Here is a 15,285-nt window from a genome sequence, read left to right as displayed (position 1 = left end):
TGCCGCCGCGGCCCCGTCGGTGCCCAGGCCCGGCCCGGCGGGTGCCGCCGCGGGGCCGTCGGTCCCCAAGCCGGGCCCGGCCGTCCCCAAGCCGCCGGCCGCGGCGCAGAGCGCCCCGCCGAGCACCCCGAAGCCCCCGGCCAAGGGCGGAGCGAAGGGCGCGCCCAAGAAGAAGGGCCGCTCCAAGCTGGTCCTGCTGGCCGGCGGTGTGATCGCCCTCGCCGGTGTCGCCTACTGCACCGGGCTGGTCATGAACCACTCGGACGTGCCCCAGGGCACCACCGTGCTGGGCGTCGACATCGGCGGCAGCTCCAAGGAGCAGGCCGTGCAGAAGCTCGACGCCAAGGTCGGCAACCGGGCGACCGCGCCGCTGAAGGTGACCATCGGCGGCAAGACGGTCGACCTCAAGCCGTCCGTGGCCGGGCTGTCCATCGACACCCAGGAGACCGTGCGGTCGGTGTCGGGCCGGGACTACAACCCCGTCACCGTCGTCGGCTCGCTCGTCGGCAGTGGCCGCACGGCACAGCCGATGGTCAACGTGGACGAGGAGAAGGTCGCCGCCGCGCTCAGGACGCTGTCCGGCGAGGCCGGCGGCGCCAAGGACGGAACGATCCGTTTCACGCCGGGCAAGGCCGTTCCGGTGTACGGCAAGCCGTACCAGGGGCTCGACATCGACAAGGCCGTCGAGGCCGTCGAGACCGCGTACCGGCAGCGCGCCGAGACGGGCAAGGACGCGGCCGTGGCGCTGCCGAGCGCGAACCGGCAGCCCAAGGTGACCAACGCCGAGGTCGACCGGATGATGAAGGAGTTCGCCAATCCCGCCATGTCGGGCCTGGTGAAGATCCAGACGGATTCGGTCCACTTCGTCCAGTTCGGCCCGGCGCGCTCGCTGCCGAAGATCCTCTCCGTCAAGGAGGTGGGCGGCAAGCTGGTGGAGAGCTACAACCTCGAAGCGATCAAGACGCTGTACGGCAGGAGCTTCGACGGCGTGACGGTCATGCGCGGGAACGGCAGCAGGACGCCGGTGACCCCGCAGGACGTCGCGGGGGCGCTCGCCAAGGCACTGCGCGGCAAGACGCCGGCGGAGCGGGTGGTCGTCATCAAGACGAACGTCGCCTGACGCGGCTCGCCCAGGGGTCCCCGTGCCGGTACCGGCACGGGGACCCTTCCGTCTCCGCCCGGGGACCTTCCCGTCTCCGCCCGTGGGCATGACATCTGTCATGCCGAGCGCACGACGGCCGACACTGCCCCGCGCGGCGCCGTCCGGCGAGGATGGTCCCATGACCATCACCGCACGGACGTTCACGGGGGACAGCCGGCGCACGGGAGCCGCTCCCGCCGTCAGCTTCGCGAACGTCAACAAGAGCTTCGGCGCCGTGCGCGCCGTCGCCGATCTCAGCCTCCAGCTCCACCCGGGCGAGACCGTCGCCCTTCTCGGCCCCAACGGCGCCGGCAAGTCCACCACCCTCGACCTGCTCCTCGGCCTCAGCCGTCCGGACTCCGGCACGGTCGAGCTCTTCGGCACCACTCCGCAGCGCGCCATCGAGCAGGGCCGGGTCGGCGCCATGCTGCAGAGCGGCGGCCTGATGGAGGACGTCCGGGTCGAGGAACTGGTGCGGCTCGCCTGCGACCTGCACCCGAGGGCGTACCCGGCCGACCGGGTCATGGAGCAGGCGGGCATCACCGAGATCGCCGACCGGCTGGTCAACAAGCTCTCCGGCGGCCAGGAGCAGCGGGTGCGCTTCGCACTCGCGACGGCCGGCGCGAACGACCTGATCGTGCTCGACGAGCCGACCACGGGCATGGACGTGACCGCCCGCCAGGCCTTCTGGGGCGTGATGCGGCAGCAGGCCGACGAGGGCCGCTCCGTCCTCTTCGCCACCCACTACCTGGAGGAGGCCGACGCGATCGCCGACCGCGTCATCGTCCTCCACCGCGGCCGCGTGCTCGCCGACGGCTCCGCGGCCGAGATCAAGGCGAAGGCGGGCGCCCGCCGTATCGTCTTCGACCTCGACGGGGAGATCCCCGAGGCCGACCTGCGCGCCCTGCCGTACCTCGCCGCCCTGGAATTCTCCGGCCGCACCGTCCGCATCCAGTCGCACGACGCCGACGCCACCGTGTACGCCCTCTACGGTCTCGGGCTCTTCCCGCGCAACCTGGAGGTCGCGGGACTGGGCCTGGAGCAGGCGTTCCTCGCCATCACCGACGCCGCCACCGCCGGGGAGGCGGTCTCTTCATGAACACCCTGATCAGGCTGGAAATCTCGCGCACCCTGCGCAACAAGAAGTTCATGTTCTTCTCGATCCTCTACCCCTCCGCGCTCTTCCTGCTGATCGCGTCCGGGGCGAAGGGCGACGAGAAGCTCGGCGACAGCGGGCTGACCTTCCCGGTGCTGTACATGGTCTCCATGGCCACCTTCGGCGCCATCACCGCCGTCCTGATCGGCAACGCCGAGCGGATCGCCAAGGAGCGCGAGAAGGGCTGGGTGCGCCAGCTGCGGCTGACCGCGCTGCCGGGCCGCGCCTATGTGACGGCGAAGATCGCTTCGTCCGCCGTCGTCTCCCTGCCCTCCATCGTCATCGTCTTCGTCGTCGGCGCCGCGGCGAAGGGCATCCGCTTCGAAGCCTGGCAGTGGGCCTCGCTGACCGGTGCCATCTGGGCCGGCAGCTGCGTCTTCGCGGCACTCGGCGTGGCCATCGGCTACATGGCCACCGGCGACGCCGTCCGCCCCATCGTGATGATCGTCTACTTCGGCCTGGCCGCGCTCGGCGGCCTCTGGATGCCGTCGGCGACCTTCCCGGACTGGCTGCAGAAGATCGTCGAGTACGTGCCCACCCACGCCTACGCCGGACTCGGCCAGGCCATCGAGCGCGGTGAGGCACCGGGCATGAAGGACGTGCTCCTCCTCGTCGGCTACCTGGTGCTCTTCACCGGCGCCGCGGCCTGGCTCTACCGCAAGGACACGCACAAGGCCTGAGCCACCGGCCGCCCGCGGTGGCGGCGAAGGGAGACTCGTCGGTATGGACAGCAGCGGCAACACGACGGCGGACGGCGGCCACATGATGATCGGTGAGGCACCGCAGAACCGGCGCCAGACGCTGGCCAAGGCATGCCTGTCCGTCCTCTACCTGACCTACCTCGTCTTCGCCGTGCACGACCTCACCGGCGGCCGCCACTCGCCGGCCGCCACGGTCCTCGGCTGGTGCGGGCTCGCCGTCTTCGTGACGTTGTACCTGGTCATGCTGTTCGCCCCCCGGCCGCGTCCCGGGCCCGGCCGACGGCAGTTCGGTCTGCTGGCCGGGCTGTTCACGCTCTCCGTGATCATGGTGTTCACGCTCGGCGAGGCCTGGCTCACCCTGCTGGTGTACGTCTCCATCTCCAGCGCCGTGCTGCTGCCCATCCGGTGGGCATGGCGGGCCATTCCCGTGCTCGGCCTCCTCTCCCTCGGCCTCGGACTGCTCAAGGGAGCCGAGGGCAGCGGGCTGCTCCTCATCATCACCGCCACGCTGCTCGGCGGCGCGGCGATGGCGGCCGTCGTCCAGATGGGCCGCACCATGCACGAGCTGCGCGAGGCCCGGGCCACCGTCGCCCACCTCGCGGCCAACGAGGAACGACTGCGGCTCGCCCGGGACCTGCACGACCTGCTCGGCCACTCCCTCTCCCTCATCACCCTCAAGAGCGAGCTCGCCGGCCGGATGCTCCCGGACCACCCCGAGCAGGCCGCCCAGCAGGTCGCCGACATCGAACGCGTCGGCCGGCAGGCCCTCGTCGACGTCCGCGAGGCGGTCAGCGGCTTCCGCCGCCCCACCCTCGACGGTGAACTCGCCGGCGCCCGCACCGCCCTGGCCGCCGCCGGCGTCACCGCCGACCTCGGCCGCGCCTCCGGCCGCCACCCCGACCTCGCCCCCGACGCGGAGGGCGCCCTCGCCTGGGCCCTCCGCGAAGCCGTCACCAACGTCATCCGCCACAGCGGCGCCCGCCGCTGCGAGGTGACCCTCACCGAGTCCGGCGACCACCTCCGCCTCACCGTCACCGACGACGGCGAAGGCCCCCACCACCCCCACGGCAACGGCCTCACCGGCCTCTCCGAACGCCTCGCCCTCACCGACGGCCACCTCGAAACGGGCCGCGGCCCGAATGGGGGGGTCCGGCTGCGGGCGTACGTTCCGCTGGTCCGCCCGGCGGCGGAGCGAGGCCGGGCCGAGGCCGGGTACGCGCCGGAGACCGGCTGAGGCTTTATCTCCGCGCACTCGAAGCGCTGTTCGTCGACGACGCACCTCTAGGCAGCTAACCCCAATGGGGTTACCTTGGGGGCATGCCTAAGATCAACGTCTACTTGCCCGATGACCTGGCCGAGGCGGTCAAGGACGCCGGTGTGCCGGTGTCGGCTGTCTGCCAGCGGGCGCTGGAACAGGCCGTACGCCGGGTGATCGCCATCCGGGAGACGGTCCTGGCCGACCTCGGCGACGAACCGGCCGGAGCGCTCGCGCACTTCACCGCGAGGACGCGGGNCGCCGGTGTGCCGGTGTCGGCTGTCTGCCAGCGGGCGCTGGAACAGGCCGTACGCCGGGTGATCGCCATCCGGGAGACGGTCCTGGCCGACCTCGGCGACGAACCGGCCGGAGCGCTCGCGCACTTCACCGCGAGGACGCGGGGCGTGCTCACGCTGGCGGTGAAGCGCGCACGGGACGCGGGCGCGTCGAGCACAGGCACCGAGCACCTGCTGGGCGCCCTGCTGGACGAGGGCACCAACCTGGCGCTCCATGTGCTCCGCGCCATGGAGATCGAGCCGGACCACGTCGGACGCGACCTGACCCGCCGACAGCCCGGAGAGTCGGCGGCCCCCCAACCGGCCGGTGATCCGCGCCGACTCGACGGACCCGCGGCCACCGCCCTGGAACTGGCGGTGACCGAGGCATCCGCCCTCGGCCACAACTACGTCGGCTGCGAGCACCTGTTGTTCGGCCTGGCCGCCGAACCCGACGGCGTGGCCGGGCAGGTACTGCGGGCCCTGGGAGCCGATCCCAAGCTCGTCCGCCGCGCCGTCACCGCCGCACTGGCGGGCTACGTGCACTTGCGGGCCGAGAGCGGGCAGGGCCGGCCCGAGGCGCCGCGGCAGGAGCTTGTCGCGGCCATCCGTGCCGAACTGGAACCGTTGAGCCGGCGCATCGCACGGCTGGAGGAGCACCTTGGCCTGACCTCCGAAGGATGACCGCCATGGCCGGCCGCGGAAGCGGCAAGCGGCCCCCTGACGGGCGGTTCCGGAGCCTGGCCTGGCGGCGATTGCTCCTGCCGGCCGCCTTCGTCCTCATAGTGTTGGGAAGTCTGTGGTGAATCCTGTGAACCCTGCGCCGAACACCTTCAACGCCTCCCCCTCGAACCCCATCGGTGCCTTGGCCGCCGATCCGCAGACGGCGGCGGAGCGGTTGGCGGCGCTGCCGTCGGTGGCGGGCGTTCAGGTCGCCGGCGTCGTCGACGGCTCCCTGGCGGTCGGCGCGGCAGGCGTCACCGACACGGAGACCGGCGAGCCGGTGACCGCCGGTACCGGGTTCCGCGTCGGCTCGATCACCAAACTGCTCACCGCCCACCTGGTGATGCGCTGCGTCCTCGACGGCCGCCTCGGCCTGGACGACCCCCTGACCCGGTTCGTCCCCGGCCCCTGGGACGGCCTGCTCGTGCGTCACCTGCTCTCGCACTCCACCGGGTTGGACGCCGGCGACATCTTCGTCGACACCGGGAACGACGACGACGCCATCGCGCGCTACACCGCGATGCTGCAGGATGTGGGCTCACTGTTCCCGCCGGGCGCGACGTTCTCCTACTGCAACGGCGGCATCATCCTCGCCGGCCGACTCGTCGAGGTTGTGACGGGCCGGGCGTGGCGGGAGGCGCTGCGCGAGAAGGTGCTCGACGCGGTGGGCATGCGCGGGACGCGCTTCGTCACCGGTGTGGACGCCGAGCATGACCTCGGTACCGCCCGTGGTCACGTGGTCCGCGGCGGCGAACCGACCGCGCTGCCCCGGCGGATCGACAACCCGATGTGCACGCGCGGCCTCGACCCGGCCGGAGGCACCCTGGTGTCCACCGCTGCCGACCTCGGCCGCTTCACCCTGGCGCACCTGCGTACGCCCGGCACGGAGGTCATGCGAACGCTGCACGCTCCGGCCCCGGGAGGCGTGTCCACCATGCTCGGGGCCGGACTCGGCTGGATGATCTGGGCCAACGCCGCCCAGTCCAGTGTGCGCGTCGGCGGCGCCAACCCCGGCCAGTCCGGCCTGATCGCCGCCGACCCCACCACCCGGACCGCCGTCGTCGTGCTCACCAACTCCGATCAGGGGATCAACGCCGTCAACACACTGCTCGACGCGCCCGGCCCGACGCCCGGCCCCCAGCCCGAGCCCGCCCCGGCCGACCTGTCCCGCTACACCGGCCGGTACGTCTCCCACGCGGTCACCGCCGAGATCACCACAGCGGACGCCGGCCTGCTCGTCCGCGCCGAGGGATATCCCGACATCCCGCTCACCCCGCGCGACCGCCGGACCTTCGACTCGCCCGGCGGGCCGGTGGCGTTCCTCGACTTCGACGACCACGGCACGCCTGACAGGCTGCGCCTGCGGATGCGCGTCATGCGCAGGGACAGCACCGCGCAACCCCGGTGACGAATCCGTCTCGGGACGCAGGGGGCCGGGCCCAGCCACCCCGGCGTGCACAATCGGCACTCCCGGTCACCGATTCTGCCGGCGCCGTCGAGAAGGCCGGCTACGGGCAGCGGGCCGCGGAGTACCGCGATGCGTGGACCACGCACCGGAAGGTGGTTCTCCACAAGGAGGGGTAAGGGCCGCGAGGCCCCCGGCCACCCCGATGTGCGGAAGCGGAATGTGTGTCTGTCTACCCTGATCACATGAATGACGCCCCAGGTGAGCCGCCCGCAAGACGCACGAGAGTCCTCCTCGCGGAGGACCAGTCCATGGTCCGGGAGGCGCTGGCGGCGCTGCTGGGGCTTGAAGGGGACATGGAGGTTGTCGCGCAGGTGGCGCGGGGGGACGAGGTGGTGGAGGCGGCGCGGCGGGCGCGGCCGGATGTGGCGTTGCTGGATATTGAGATGCCGGGGCTGACGGGGCTGGACGCGGCGGGGCTGCTGGGGCGGGAGATGCCGAGGGTGAAGGTCGTGATTCTTACGACCTTCGGCCGGCCGGGGTACCTGCGGCGGGCGATGGAGGCGGGGGCGTCGGCGTTCCTGGTGAAGGACGCGCCGGCCGCCGTTCTGGCGGACGCGGTGCGCCGGGTGCTGCGGGGGGAGCGGGTCATCGATCCGACCCTCGCCGCGGCGGCGCTCGCGGAGGGGGCGAATCCGCTCACGGAGCGGGAGCGGTCGGTGCTGCGGGCGTCGGCGGACGGGTCGACCAACGCGGAGCTGGCGAAGGCGCTGCACCTGTCGCACGGGACGGTGCGCAACTACCTCTCGACGGCGATCCGGAAGACGGGGGCGAGGAACCGGGCCGAGGCGGTGCGGATCGCGCGGGACAAGGGGTGGCTCTGAGCCCGCGATGAACCCGCGACGAGCCCGCGATGAGCCCGCCGCACCGCCGGGCCGTCAGTTGAGCAGCGCCCGCGCCGCCAGCGCCTGGCGGCGGACGGTCTCCGCCGCCTCCGGCTCCAGCGGGGCGATGACCTCGGCGTACTCCTCCAGCTCCCGCGCCCCGCGGGCGAACTCGCCGCGTTCGACGAGGAGTTCGGCCCGCTCGTAGCGCAGCCGCGCCGGGTGGCTGGGGAGGAGGAGGGAGAGCTCGACGGCCCACAGCTGGACGCCGCTGCGCTCGGGACGGGCCGCGGCCCAGGCGCGGATGTTGTTGAGGACGCGGAGGACGATCTCCAGGGGCTCGGCGGGGGAGAATTCGGCGGCGGAGAGCGGGGCGCCCGTGGCCCCGGCCACCAGCAGGCCGGCCTCCTCCTCGGTGAGCGGCCGTCCGCTGTCGAAGGGGTCGGCGAGGGCGTGCGGCCCCTCGGGGGTGCCGAAGCCGACGATGAAGTGGCCGGGCAGGGCCACCCCGTAGACGGGCGCCCCGGCCCGTCGGGCCACCTCCAGCCACACCACGGACAGCAGGATCGGCAGACCCCGGCGCCGCTTGAGCACCTGGTCGAGGAGGGAGGACTCCAGCCGCCGGTAGTCGGCCGGGCCACCGCGGAAGTCGCAGCGTTCACCCAGCAGGTCGGCGAGGGCGGCGGCCCAGCGNCCACACCACGGACAGCAGGATCGGCAGACCCCGGCGCCGCTTGAGCACCTGGTCGAGGAGGGAGGACTCCAGCCGCCGGTAGTCGGCCGGGCCACCGCGGAAGTCGCAGCGTTCACCCAGCAGGTCGGCGAGGGCGGCGGCCCAGCGCTCCGGAGTGGCGTGCCGGCCGAGGGCGGGCAGCAGTCCGGCGAGGCGGTCGAGTTCCATCTGGGCGTCGTCGAAGTCCCGCTCGCCCAGCTCGGGGTCGGCCTCGGCGGAGATCAGCAGGCACAGCAGCGCCAGGTCGGGCCGCTCGTCGCGGGCGGCCTCGGCGAACCGTCGCCGGCCGGTGGTGTCGGTCATTCCGGCCTTCCGTGTGGCGGAAGCCTTCCGTGCGGCAGAAGTCTTCCGTGTGACCAGGGTCCCCCGTACGGGGAAAGCCTTCCATGTCCCATGGTGATCCCTCCGAGGCGGGGTCCGCACGCGCCCCCGGCACCCGCCCGGCGGTCAGCCGTTCAGCGCTCAGGCCCGCCCCGGCTCGCGACGGTAGTGGTACGCGTGGTGCGTCGTGAACCCGAGCCCGTCGTAGAGCGCCGCCGCCCCCGCGTTGTCCGTCTCGACCTGGAGGTACGCGGCCGAGGCGCCCTCGTCCAGCGCCTGCCGGGCCAGCCGCGCCATGACCAGCGTCGCGAGGCCGAGCCGCCGGTGGTCCGGGGCCACCTCCAGGGCGGCGAACCCCGCCCACCGGCCGTCGATCACACAGCGGCCTATGGCGGCGCCGGGGACGCTCGCGAACCACACGGACGGCCCCCCGGTCAGCACGGCCCGCGCCGCCCGGTCGTTCCCGGCGGTCCGGCCGTAGGCGTCGAGCCACGCCTCGTCCGGCTCCCGGCCCAGCAGCACCCGGCCGGTCTCCTCCACCGTGTCGGCCAGCGGCGCCAGCGCGGCCGTCCGCATCAGGGCGTGCCGCTCGGCGGTCCAGCCGCGCGCGGCCAGCTCCGCGTCCAGCCGCTCGTCCCCGGCCGGGTCCCCGGTGGTGACCTGGACGCGGGCGGGGAGTCCGCGCTCCGCGTACCAGGCGGTGACCCGGTCCAGCGTCTCGGGCAGCGGCAGCCCGGAACCGCCCAGGGGCAGCGCCGAGTTGGCGCGGGCGGTGAAGCCGCCGGCCGCGCGGAGGGTCCAGTCGCCCAGCCGCCCGGTCTCCGTCGCGGGCCAGCCGCGCGCCGCGGTCTCCTGGAGCTCGCGCGCGGACGCGGCGGGGCCGCGCCGCCGGGCGGGGGCGGCCGGGACGACCTTGCCGGCGACGAGCGCGTCCTCGGGGACCTCGACGGTCCGGCCGTCGCGGCGTGTGATCCGCAGCACACCGTCCGTCCAGGAATCGAGCGTTCCGACGGCGTCGGAGAACCGCTCGGGGGAGGTCCTCCGGTCGTTCAGTGCCCGTACCGACACCCTTTTTCCCACATCTTCGGAACTGATCCGGATTTCCAGCCGTCCGCCCGTGGTGAATTCCACAGCTCTCCCAGCCCCTCCTGTTCGTCATGTGCCCCGGAACGGAGATACTAGGTGTGGGCATCGACGACGCCGCGCTCCCGCGCGAGATGACCCCTACCGAGGAGGAACGACAGCGTGACCTACGTCATCGCGCAGCCTTGTGTCGACGTGAAGGACAAGGCGTGCATCGAGGAGTGCCCCGTCGACTGCATCTACGAGGGCTCCCGGTCCTTGTACATCCACCCGGACGAATGTGTCGACTGTGGCGCCTGTGAGCCGGTCTGCCCGGTGGAAGCGATCTTCTACGAGGACGACACCCCGGACGAGTGGAAGGACTACTACAAGGCGAACGTCGAGTTCTTCGACGAGCTCGGCTCGCCCGGTGGTGCTTCCAAGCTGGGGCTGATCGAGCGTGACCACGCGTTCATCGCCGCGCTGCCGCCGCAGAACCAGTGAGCTGCCCCTAGGCACCGCACCCCGGCCCCGTACAGCCCCGCCGCCGTACGGGGCCGCGGCATTCCCCGACCCCCCGGATCACCCGTAGCGCAAGAGAGCGAGCAGCCAAGCGTGAGCGCAGTCTCCTCCCGACTCCCCGTTTTCCCCTGGGACCGCCTGGAGCCCTACAAGGCCACGGCCGCCGCCCACCCCGACGGCATCGTGGACCTCTCGGTGGGTACCCCGGTCGACCCGGTACCCGCGGTGGTCCGGCAGGCGCTGGCCGACGCGGCCGACAGCCCCGGCTATCCGACGGTCTGGGGGACGGCCGCGCTGCGCGACGCGCTCACCGGCTGGGCGGAGCGCCGGCTGGGGGCCAAGGGTCTGGCGCACACCAATGTGCTGCCGGTCGTCGGCTCCAAGGAGCTGGTCGCCTGGCTGCCCACCCAGCTCGGCCTGGGGGCCGGCGACAAGGTCGCGTACCCGCGGCTCGCCTACCCGACGTACGAGGTCGGCGCACGGCTGGCGGGCGCCGAGCCGGTCGTCTACGACGACCCCACCGAGCTCGACCCGGCCGGCCTCAAGCTGCTCTGGCTGAACTCTCCCTCCAACCCCACCGGCCGCGTCCTGTCGGCGGAGGAGCTGCGGCGGACGGTCGCCTGGGCCCGCGAGCACGACGTCCTGCTGTTCAGCGACGAGTGCTACCTGGAGCTGGGCTGGGAGACCGAGCCGGTCTCGGTCCTGCACCCGGACGTCTGCGGCGGCTCGTACGAGGGGATCGTCGCCGTCCACTCGCTCTCCAAGCGCTCTAACCTGGCCGGCTACCGGGCCGCCTTCCTCGCCGGTGACGCGGCCGTCCTCGGCGAGCTGCTCCAGATCCGCAAGCACGGCGGCATGATGGTCGCCGCGCCCGTGCAGGCCGCCACCGTGGCCGCCCTCGGCGACACCGCGCACGTCACCGAGCAGCGCGCCCGCTACGCCCGCCGCCGGGCCGCCCTGCGGGCCGCCTTCGAGGGCGCCGGGTTCCGGATCGAGCACAGCGAGGCGTCGCTGTACCTGTGGGCCACGCGGGACGAGCCGTGCTGGGACACCGTCGGGGCGCTGTCCGAGCGGGGCATCCTCGTCGCGCCGGGGGACTTCTACGGCGCGGCGGGCGAGCGCTTCGTACGGATCGCGTTCACCGCCACCGACGAGCGGGTGGAGGCGGCCGTCCGCCGCCTGGCCGACTGACCGTACGCCCCGGCGGCGGGCACACGTACGCGCAGGGCCCGGGAGGGGATGTCCCGGGCCCTGCGCGTACCGCGTCCGCGGTCGGTGCGGTCGGCTGCCGTCCCGCGGTTCCGGCGGGTGCGGCAGGTCCGACGAGTTCGGCGTGTGCCGGTTCAGCCGCCCAGGGAGGGCAGGGTCTTGGTGACGTTGCCGCCGGCCAGACCGTCGGTGGGCAGGCCCTTGCCGGCCGCGCCACCCTTGGTCACGGTCTTCGCGGCGCCGCCGACCGCCGAACCGGCGGAGCCCGCCAGCTGGCCCGTGGTCCTCTGGCCGCTCTGGAGGGTGGACTTGCCGGTCGTGCCGGCGGTGCCGAGCGCCTTGCCGGCGGCGGGCAGGGCGGTGCGCACGACCTTGTTCCCGGCGTCCGTCGTCACCGCACCGGCCTGGCGGGAGACCGAGTCGACGTGGTTGCCCAGCTGCGCGCCGTCCACCGCGCTCAGCGTGCCCAGGTCGGGGGCCTTGAGGGCGTCCGCGCTCGCCGTGCCGGCCGCGCCGACGGCGGGGGCGGCGGCCGCCGCGACGAGCAGGGCGGCCTGGGCGATCCGACGCGTGAGGGGGAGGGACATGTTGCTCCTTCGACGGGTGTGACTTCGACGGGTGGAACTGCTGTCGTTCGCTGTCCGGCGTGCGGACGCAGTGACTACCGCCCGAGCCCTCCGAAGGTTGCGGTGGCCTTGAGTAAAGAGTTGGTAATGCGTCGCATAATCAGTTCTATGAACAATCGGGCAAACCAGTCGGTCCGCCGGGGTGTGTAAAAAGCCGACCATCCTTTGTTCACCAGCGGCGCGACCGGATTTCGCCGGATGCGGCCACCGCGTGTACCCCGGTGTCCGGCACGGCAACCTTCCGTTCCGGCGGATGCCCCCGGCGGGGGCACGGTCGTACTACTGAGCGGTCGTACTACTGAGAGGTCGTGCTACTGAGCGGTCGTGATGCGGACGGCGGCCGGGCCCTCGCCCGTCCGGCCCGTGTCGTGCCGCCAGCCCGCCCGGGACTCGTCCGCGGTCCACACCCGCCCGTCGAAGGACACCCGCGTGATGCGCAGCTCGGCCGCGTGCGCCACCGCCCAGGACGCCAGCTCCCAGCCGCGCCGCCGCGGCCCGTCGTCCACCGCCGTGGTCCGTACCGGCCGGGCCGGGACGGTCACCGTGCGGGGAGCGGCGGCCCCCTGCCGCCCGGCGGCCTCCGCGGCCGGCAGCGCCGACGCGCCGAAGTCCCGCCGCAGCTTCGCCCGGACCGCCGCCGGGTCGCCCGGCTTCCCGTCGCTCGGGCTGGTCGCACAGCTGAACGTGGCCGGGGTGCGGCCGGTCAGCGCCGCCGCGAGCAGCGACGCGCCCGGCTCGTGCTTCGCGTACGCCTGGGGGAAGCCGCTGCGCTGCACCCGCTGCGCCGCCACCGTCAGCGGCAGCCGCGAATAGCCCGGCACCTGGACCAGGTGCGTGTAGAACGCGTCCGCCGCGTAGACCGGATCGGTGATCTGCCGGGCCGTGCCCCAGCCCTGCGTCGGCCGCTGCTGGAAGAGGCCCTGCGAATCCCGGTCGCCGTGGTGGATGTTGCGCAGCCCCGACTCCTGCATCGCGGTGGCCAGGGCGATCGTCACGGCCCGCTCCGGCAGCCCGCGCGAGGTGCCCACGGCGGTGATGGCCGCGGCGTTCACCGCCTGCTCGGGGGCGAGCGAGTACGACTCCCCGTCCGCGCGCACGATGCAGCGCGGCGCGCCCGGACCGGCCGTCAGGTAGTGCGCCACCAGGTAGCCGGCCAGCGCCAGCAGCACTCCGCAGGCGGTCCCGGCGCGCAGCAGTCGTCCGCGTCGGACAGCGAAGATCGGGGGCATGCGGCCCACGTTACTTGACGGACCGTGCGACGAGCCGCTTCGTCCGGGGCGTGTGCCCGGGGCCGGTTCGGGCCGGTCCCCGGCGCCGGACACGGGTTAGAGTCGCCTGTATGGAGCATGCCGCACTCGACCTGTCCCTCGACGCCGCCGCCCTCACCGCGCGGCTCGTCGACTTCCCGTCGGTCAGCGGTGAGGAACGGCCGCTCGCCGACGCCATCGAGCACGCCCTGCGCGGAGTCCCGCACCTGACGGTCGACCGGCACGGCAACAACGTCGTCGCCCGCACCCGGCTCGGCAGGGCCGAGCGCGTGATCCTCGCCGGGCACATCGACACCGTGCCCATCGCCGACAACGTCCCCTCGCGCCTGGACGACGACGGCGTGCTGTGGGGCTGCGGCACCAGCGACATGAAGTCCGGCGTCGCCGTCCAGCTGCGCATCGCCGCGACCGTCCCCGCGCCCAACCGCGACCTGACCTTCGTCTTCTACGACAACGAGGAGGTCTCCGCCCACCTCAACGGCCTCGGGCACATCGCCGAGGCCCACCCCGACTGGCTGGCGGGCGACTTCGCGGTCCTCCTCGAACCCTCCGACGCCCAGGTCGAGGGCGGTTGCCAGGGCACGCTGCGGGTGATCCTGCGCACCGAGGGCGAGCGCGCCCACTCCGCGCGGAGCTGGATGGGCAGCAACGCCATCCACGCCGCCGCGCCGATCCTGGCCCGGCTGGCCTCCTACGAGCCCCGCCGGCCGGTCATCGACGGGCTGGAGTACCACGAGGGGCTGAACGCCGTACGCATCGGCGGCGGGGTGGCCAACAACGTGCTGCCCGACGAGTGCGCCGTGACGGTGAACTTCCGCTACGCGCCGGACCGCACGGAGGAGGAGGCGCTCGCGCATGTGCGCGAGGTGTTCGAGGGCTGCGGCGTCGCCGAGCTGATCGTCGACGACCATTCGGGCGGCGCCCTGCCCGGCCTCTCGCACCCGGCCGCGGCGGCCTTCATGGCGGCGGTCGGCGGCAGCGCGAAGCCCAAGTTCGGCTGGACGGACGTCTCCCGGTTCTCCGCCCTCGGGGTGCCCGCGGTGAACTACGGACCCGGCGACCCCCTGTACGCGCACAAGCGGGACGAGCACGTGGCCGTGGCACGCGTCCTGCACTGCGAGGAGCGGCTGCGGACCTGGCTGACGGCCTGAATCCCCCCGCCCGGGGACGTCGCTCCGCGCCCGGTGGGCCTACGCTGAACTGCACCAACCGCAGCGGAGGGAGCACGGAATGGTCAATTCCGACGGGGCGCGCACAGGACGGGAGCAGCGCCGGGGGCCGGTGCTGCGACGCCACGGCCAGATGCAGCAGGGCACCACGGACCAGCACCTGCTGGACACCCGGGGGACCGCGGACTGGGTGCACGAGGATCCGTTCCGGGTGCTGCGCATCCAGTCGGAGTTCGTCGAGGGCTTCGGTGCCCTGGCCGAACTCCCCCCGGCCATCAGCGTGTTCGGCTCCGCCCGGACCCCGCTCGGCTCCCCGGAGTACGCGGCCGCGACGGCCATCGGCCGGGGCCTGGTCGAGGCGGGCTTCGCCGTCATCACCGGCGGCGGGCCCGGCGCGATGGAGGCGGCGAACAAGGGTGCGATGGAGGCGGGCGGCGTCTCGGTCGGCCTCGGCATCGAGCTGCCCTTCGAACAGGGCATCAACCCCTATGTGAACCTCGGTGTCGATTTCCGCTATTTCTTCGTCCGCAAGACGATGTTCGTCAAGTACGCGAGCGGCTTCGTGGTGCTGCCGGGCGGACTGGGGACGCTGGACGAGCTGTTCGAGGCGCTCACCCTGGTGCAGACGAAGAAGGTGACACGGTTCCCGATCGTGCTCTTCGGGTCGGACTACTGGCGGGGCCTGGTGCGGTGGATCGAGGAGACGCTCGTCGCCGAGGGCAAGGTGGGGGCGCACGACCTCCAGCTGTTCCATGTGACGGACGACGTGGAAGAGGCCATCACGCTGGTGACCAAGGAGGCCGGGCCCTGAGGCGCCCGCCGGACGGGCCGGGTC

General features: G+C 73.2%; 13 protein-coding genes and 2 pseudogenes. 11 read left to right on the top strand and 4 right to left on the bottom strand.

Annotated elements, in window-relative coordinates:
* The 7 genes and pseudogenes from HN013_RS27425 to HN013_RS27395 all read left to right on the top strand — a co-directional run.
* A pseudogene (locus HN013_RS27425) lies at positions 1-1,120 on the top strand (hypothetical protein); the annotation flags it as partial.
* Between the two features lie 160 nt (positions 1,121-1,280).
* Positions 1,281-2,240 carry an ABC transporter ATP-binding protein gene (locus HN013_RS27420; protein ID WP_171170849.1) on the top strand — a complete coding sequence of 320 codons (960 nt, stop codon included), beginning with the start codon at positions 1,281-1,283 and terminating at the stop codon, positions 2,238-2,240.
* Positions 2,237-2,977, top strand: a complete 741-nt coding sequence (locus HN013_RS27415; RefSeq protein WP_171170847.1) for an ABC transporter permease — start codon at positions 2,237-2,239, stop codon at positions 2,975-2,977. The genes HN013_RS27420 and HN013_RS27415 overlap by 4 nt, the downstream gene beginning before the upstream one ends.
* A 43-nt stretch (positions 2,978-3,020) precedes the next feature.
* Positions 3,021-4,232: a sensor histidine kinase gene (locus HN013_RS27410; RefSeq protein WP_249375461.1), complete on the top strand. Its 1,212-nt coding sequence runs from the start codon at positions 3,021-3,023 to the stop codon at positions 4,230-4,232.
* Positions 4,233-4,315: 83 nt separating this feature from the next.
* Positions 4,316-5,212: an ATP-dependent Clp protease ATP-binding subunit gene (locus HN013_RS27405; protein ID WP_171170845.1), complete on the top strand. Its 897-nt coding sequence runs from the start codon at positions 4,316-4,318 to the stop codon at positions 5,210-5,212.
* 127 nt (positions 5,213-5,339) lie between these two features.
* Positions 5,340-6,659 (top strand): serine hydrolase, encoded by a 1,320-nt coding sequence (locus tag HN013_RS27400; protein WP_171170843.1) that lies wholly within the window; start codon positions 5,340-5,342, stop codon positions 6,657-6,659.
* A 242-nt stretch (positions 6,660-6,901) separates the two neighbouring features.
* Entirely contained in the window at positions 6,902-7,540 is a 639-nt protein-coding gene (locus HN013_RS27395; protein WP_171170841.1) for a response regulator transcription factor, read from the top strand.
* A gap of 54 nt (positions 7,541-7,594) precedes the next feature.
* Here the strand turns inward: HN013_RS27395 and HN013_RS34240 are convergent.
* Both HN013_RS34240 and HN013_RS27385 read right to left on the bottom strand, forming a co-directional pair.
* Positions 7,595-8,576: pseudogene (locus tag HN013_RS34240) on the bottom strand (tetratricopeptide repeat protein).
* Positions 8,577-8,735: 159 nt separating this feature from the next.
* A complete protein-coding gene (locus HN013_RS27385; RefSeq protein ID WP_171170837.1) occupies positions 8,736-9,725 on the bottom strand; it encodes a GNAT family N-acetyltransferase in 990 nt (329 codons plus the stop codon).
* 114 nt (positions 9,726-9,839) lie between these two features.
* Between HN013_RS27385 and fdxA the strand changes: the two genes are divergently transcribed.
* Positions 9,840-10,160, top strand: coding sequence for a ferredoxin (fdxA, locus tag HN013_RS27380; protein WP_030287193.1), 321 nt, complete (start codon positions 9,840-9,842; stop codon positions 10,158-10,160).
* Positions 10,161-10,271: 111 nt separating this feature from the next.
* On the top strand, positions 10,272-11,369 hold the full coding sequence (gene dapC, locus HN013_RS27375; protein WP_171170835.1) for a succinyldiaminopimelate transaminase: 1,098 nt from the start codon (positions 10,272-10,274) through the stop codon (positions 11,367-11,369).
* A gap of 152 nt (positions 11,370-11,521) precedes the next feature.
* Here dapC and HN013_RS27370 read toward each other — a convergent pair whose 3' ends face one another.
* Positions 11,522-11,974: an ATP-binding protein gene (locus HN013_RS27370; protein WP_171170833.1), complete on the bottom strand. Its 453-nt coding sequence runs from the start codon at positions 11,972-11,974 to the stop codon at positions 11,522-11,524.
* Between the two features lie 350 nt (positions 11,975-12,324).
* On the bottom strand, positions 12,325-13,242 hold the full coding sequence (locus HN013_RS27365) for a hypothetical protein (protein ID WP_171170831.1): 918 nt from the start codon (positions 13,240-13,242) through the stop codon (positions 12,325-12,327).
* A 110-nt stretch (positions 13,243-13,352) separates the two neighbouring features.
* On the opposite strand from HN013_RS27365, the gene dapE reads away from it, so the two are divergent.
* A complete protein-coding gene (gene dapE, locus HN013_RS27360; protein WP_171170829.1) occupies positions 13,353-14,432 on the top strand; it encodes a succinyl-diaminopimelate desuccinylase in 1,080 nt (359 codons plus the stop codon).
* A gap of 79 nt (positions 14,433-14,511) precedes the next feature.
* Entirely contained in the window at positions 14,512-15,261 is a 750-nt protein-coding gene (locus HN013_RS27355; protein ID WP_171170828.1) for a TIGR00730 family Rossman fold protein, read from the top strand.
* Positions 15,262-15,285 lie beyond the last annotated feature (24 nt).

It is taken from the genome of Streptomyces sp. I05A-00742 (genome assembly GCF_013055795.1).
Taxonomy (GTDB): Bacteria; Actinomycetota; Actinomycetes; order Streptomycetales; family Streptomycetaceae; genus Streptomyces.
This window is presented reverse-complemented; position numbering and strand designations above follow the sequence as displayed.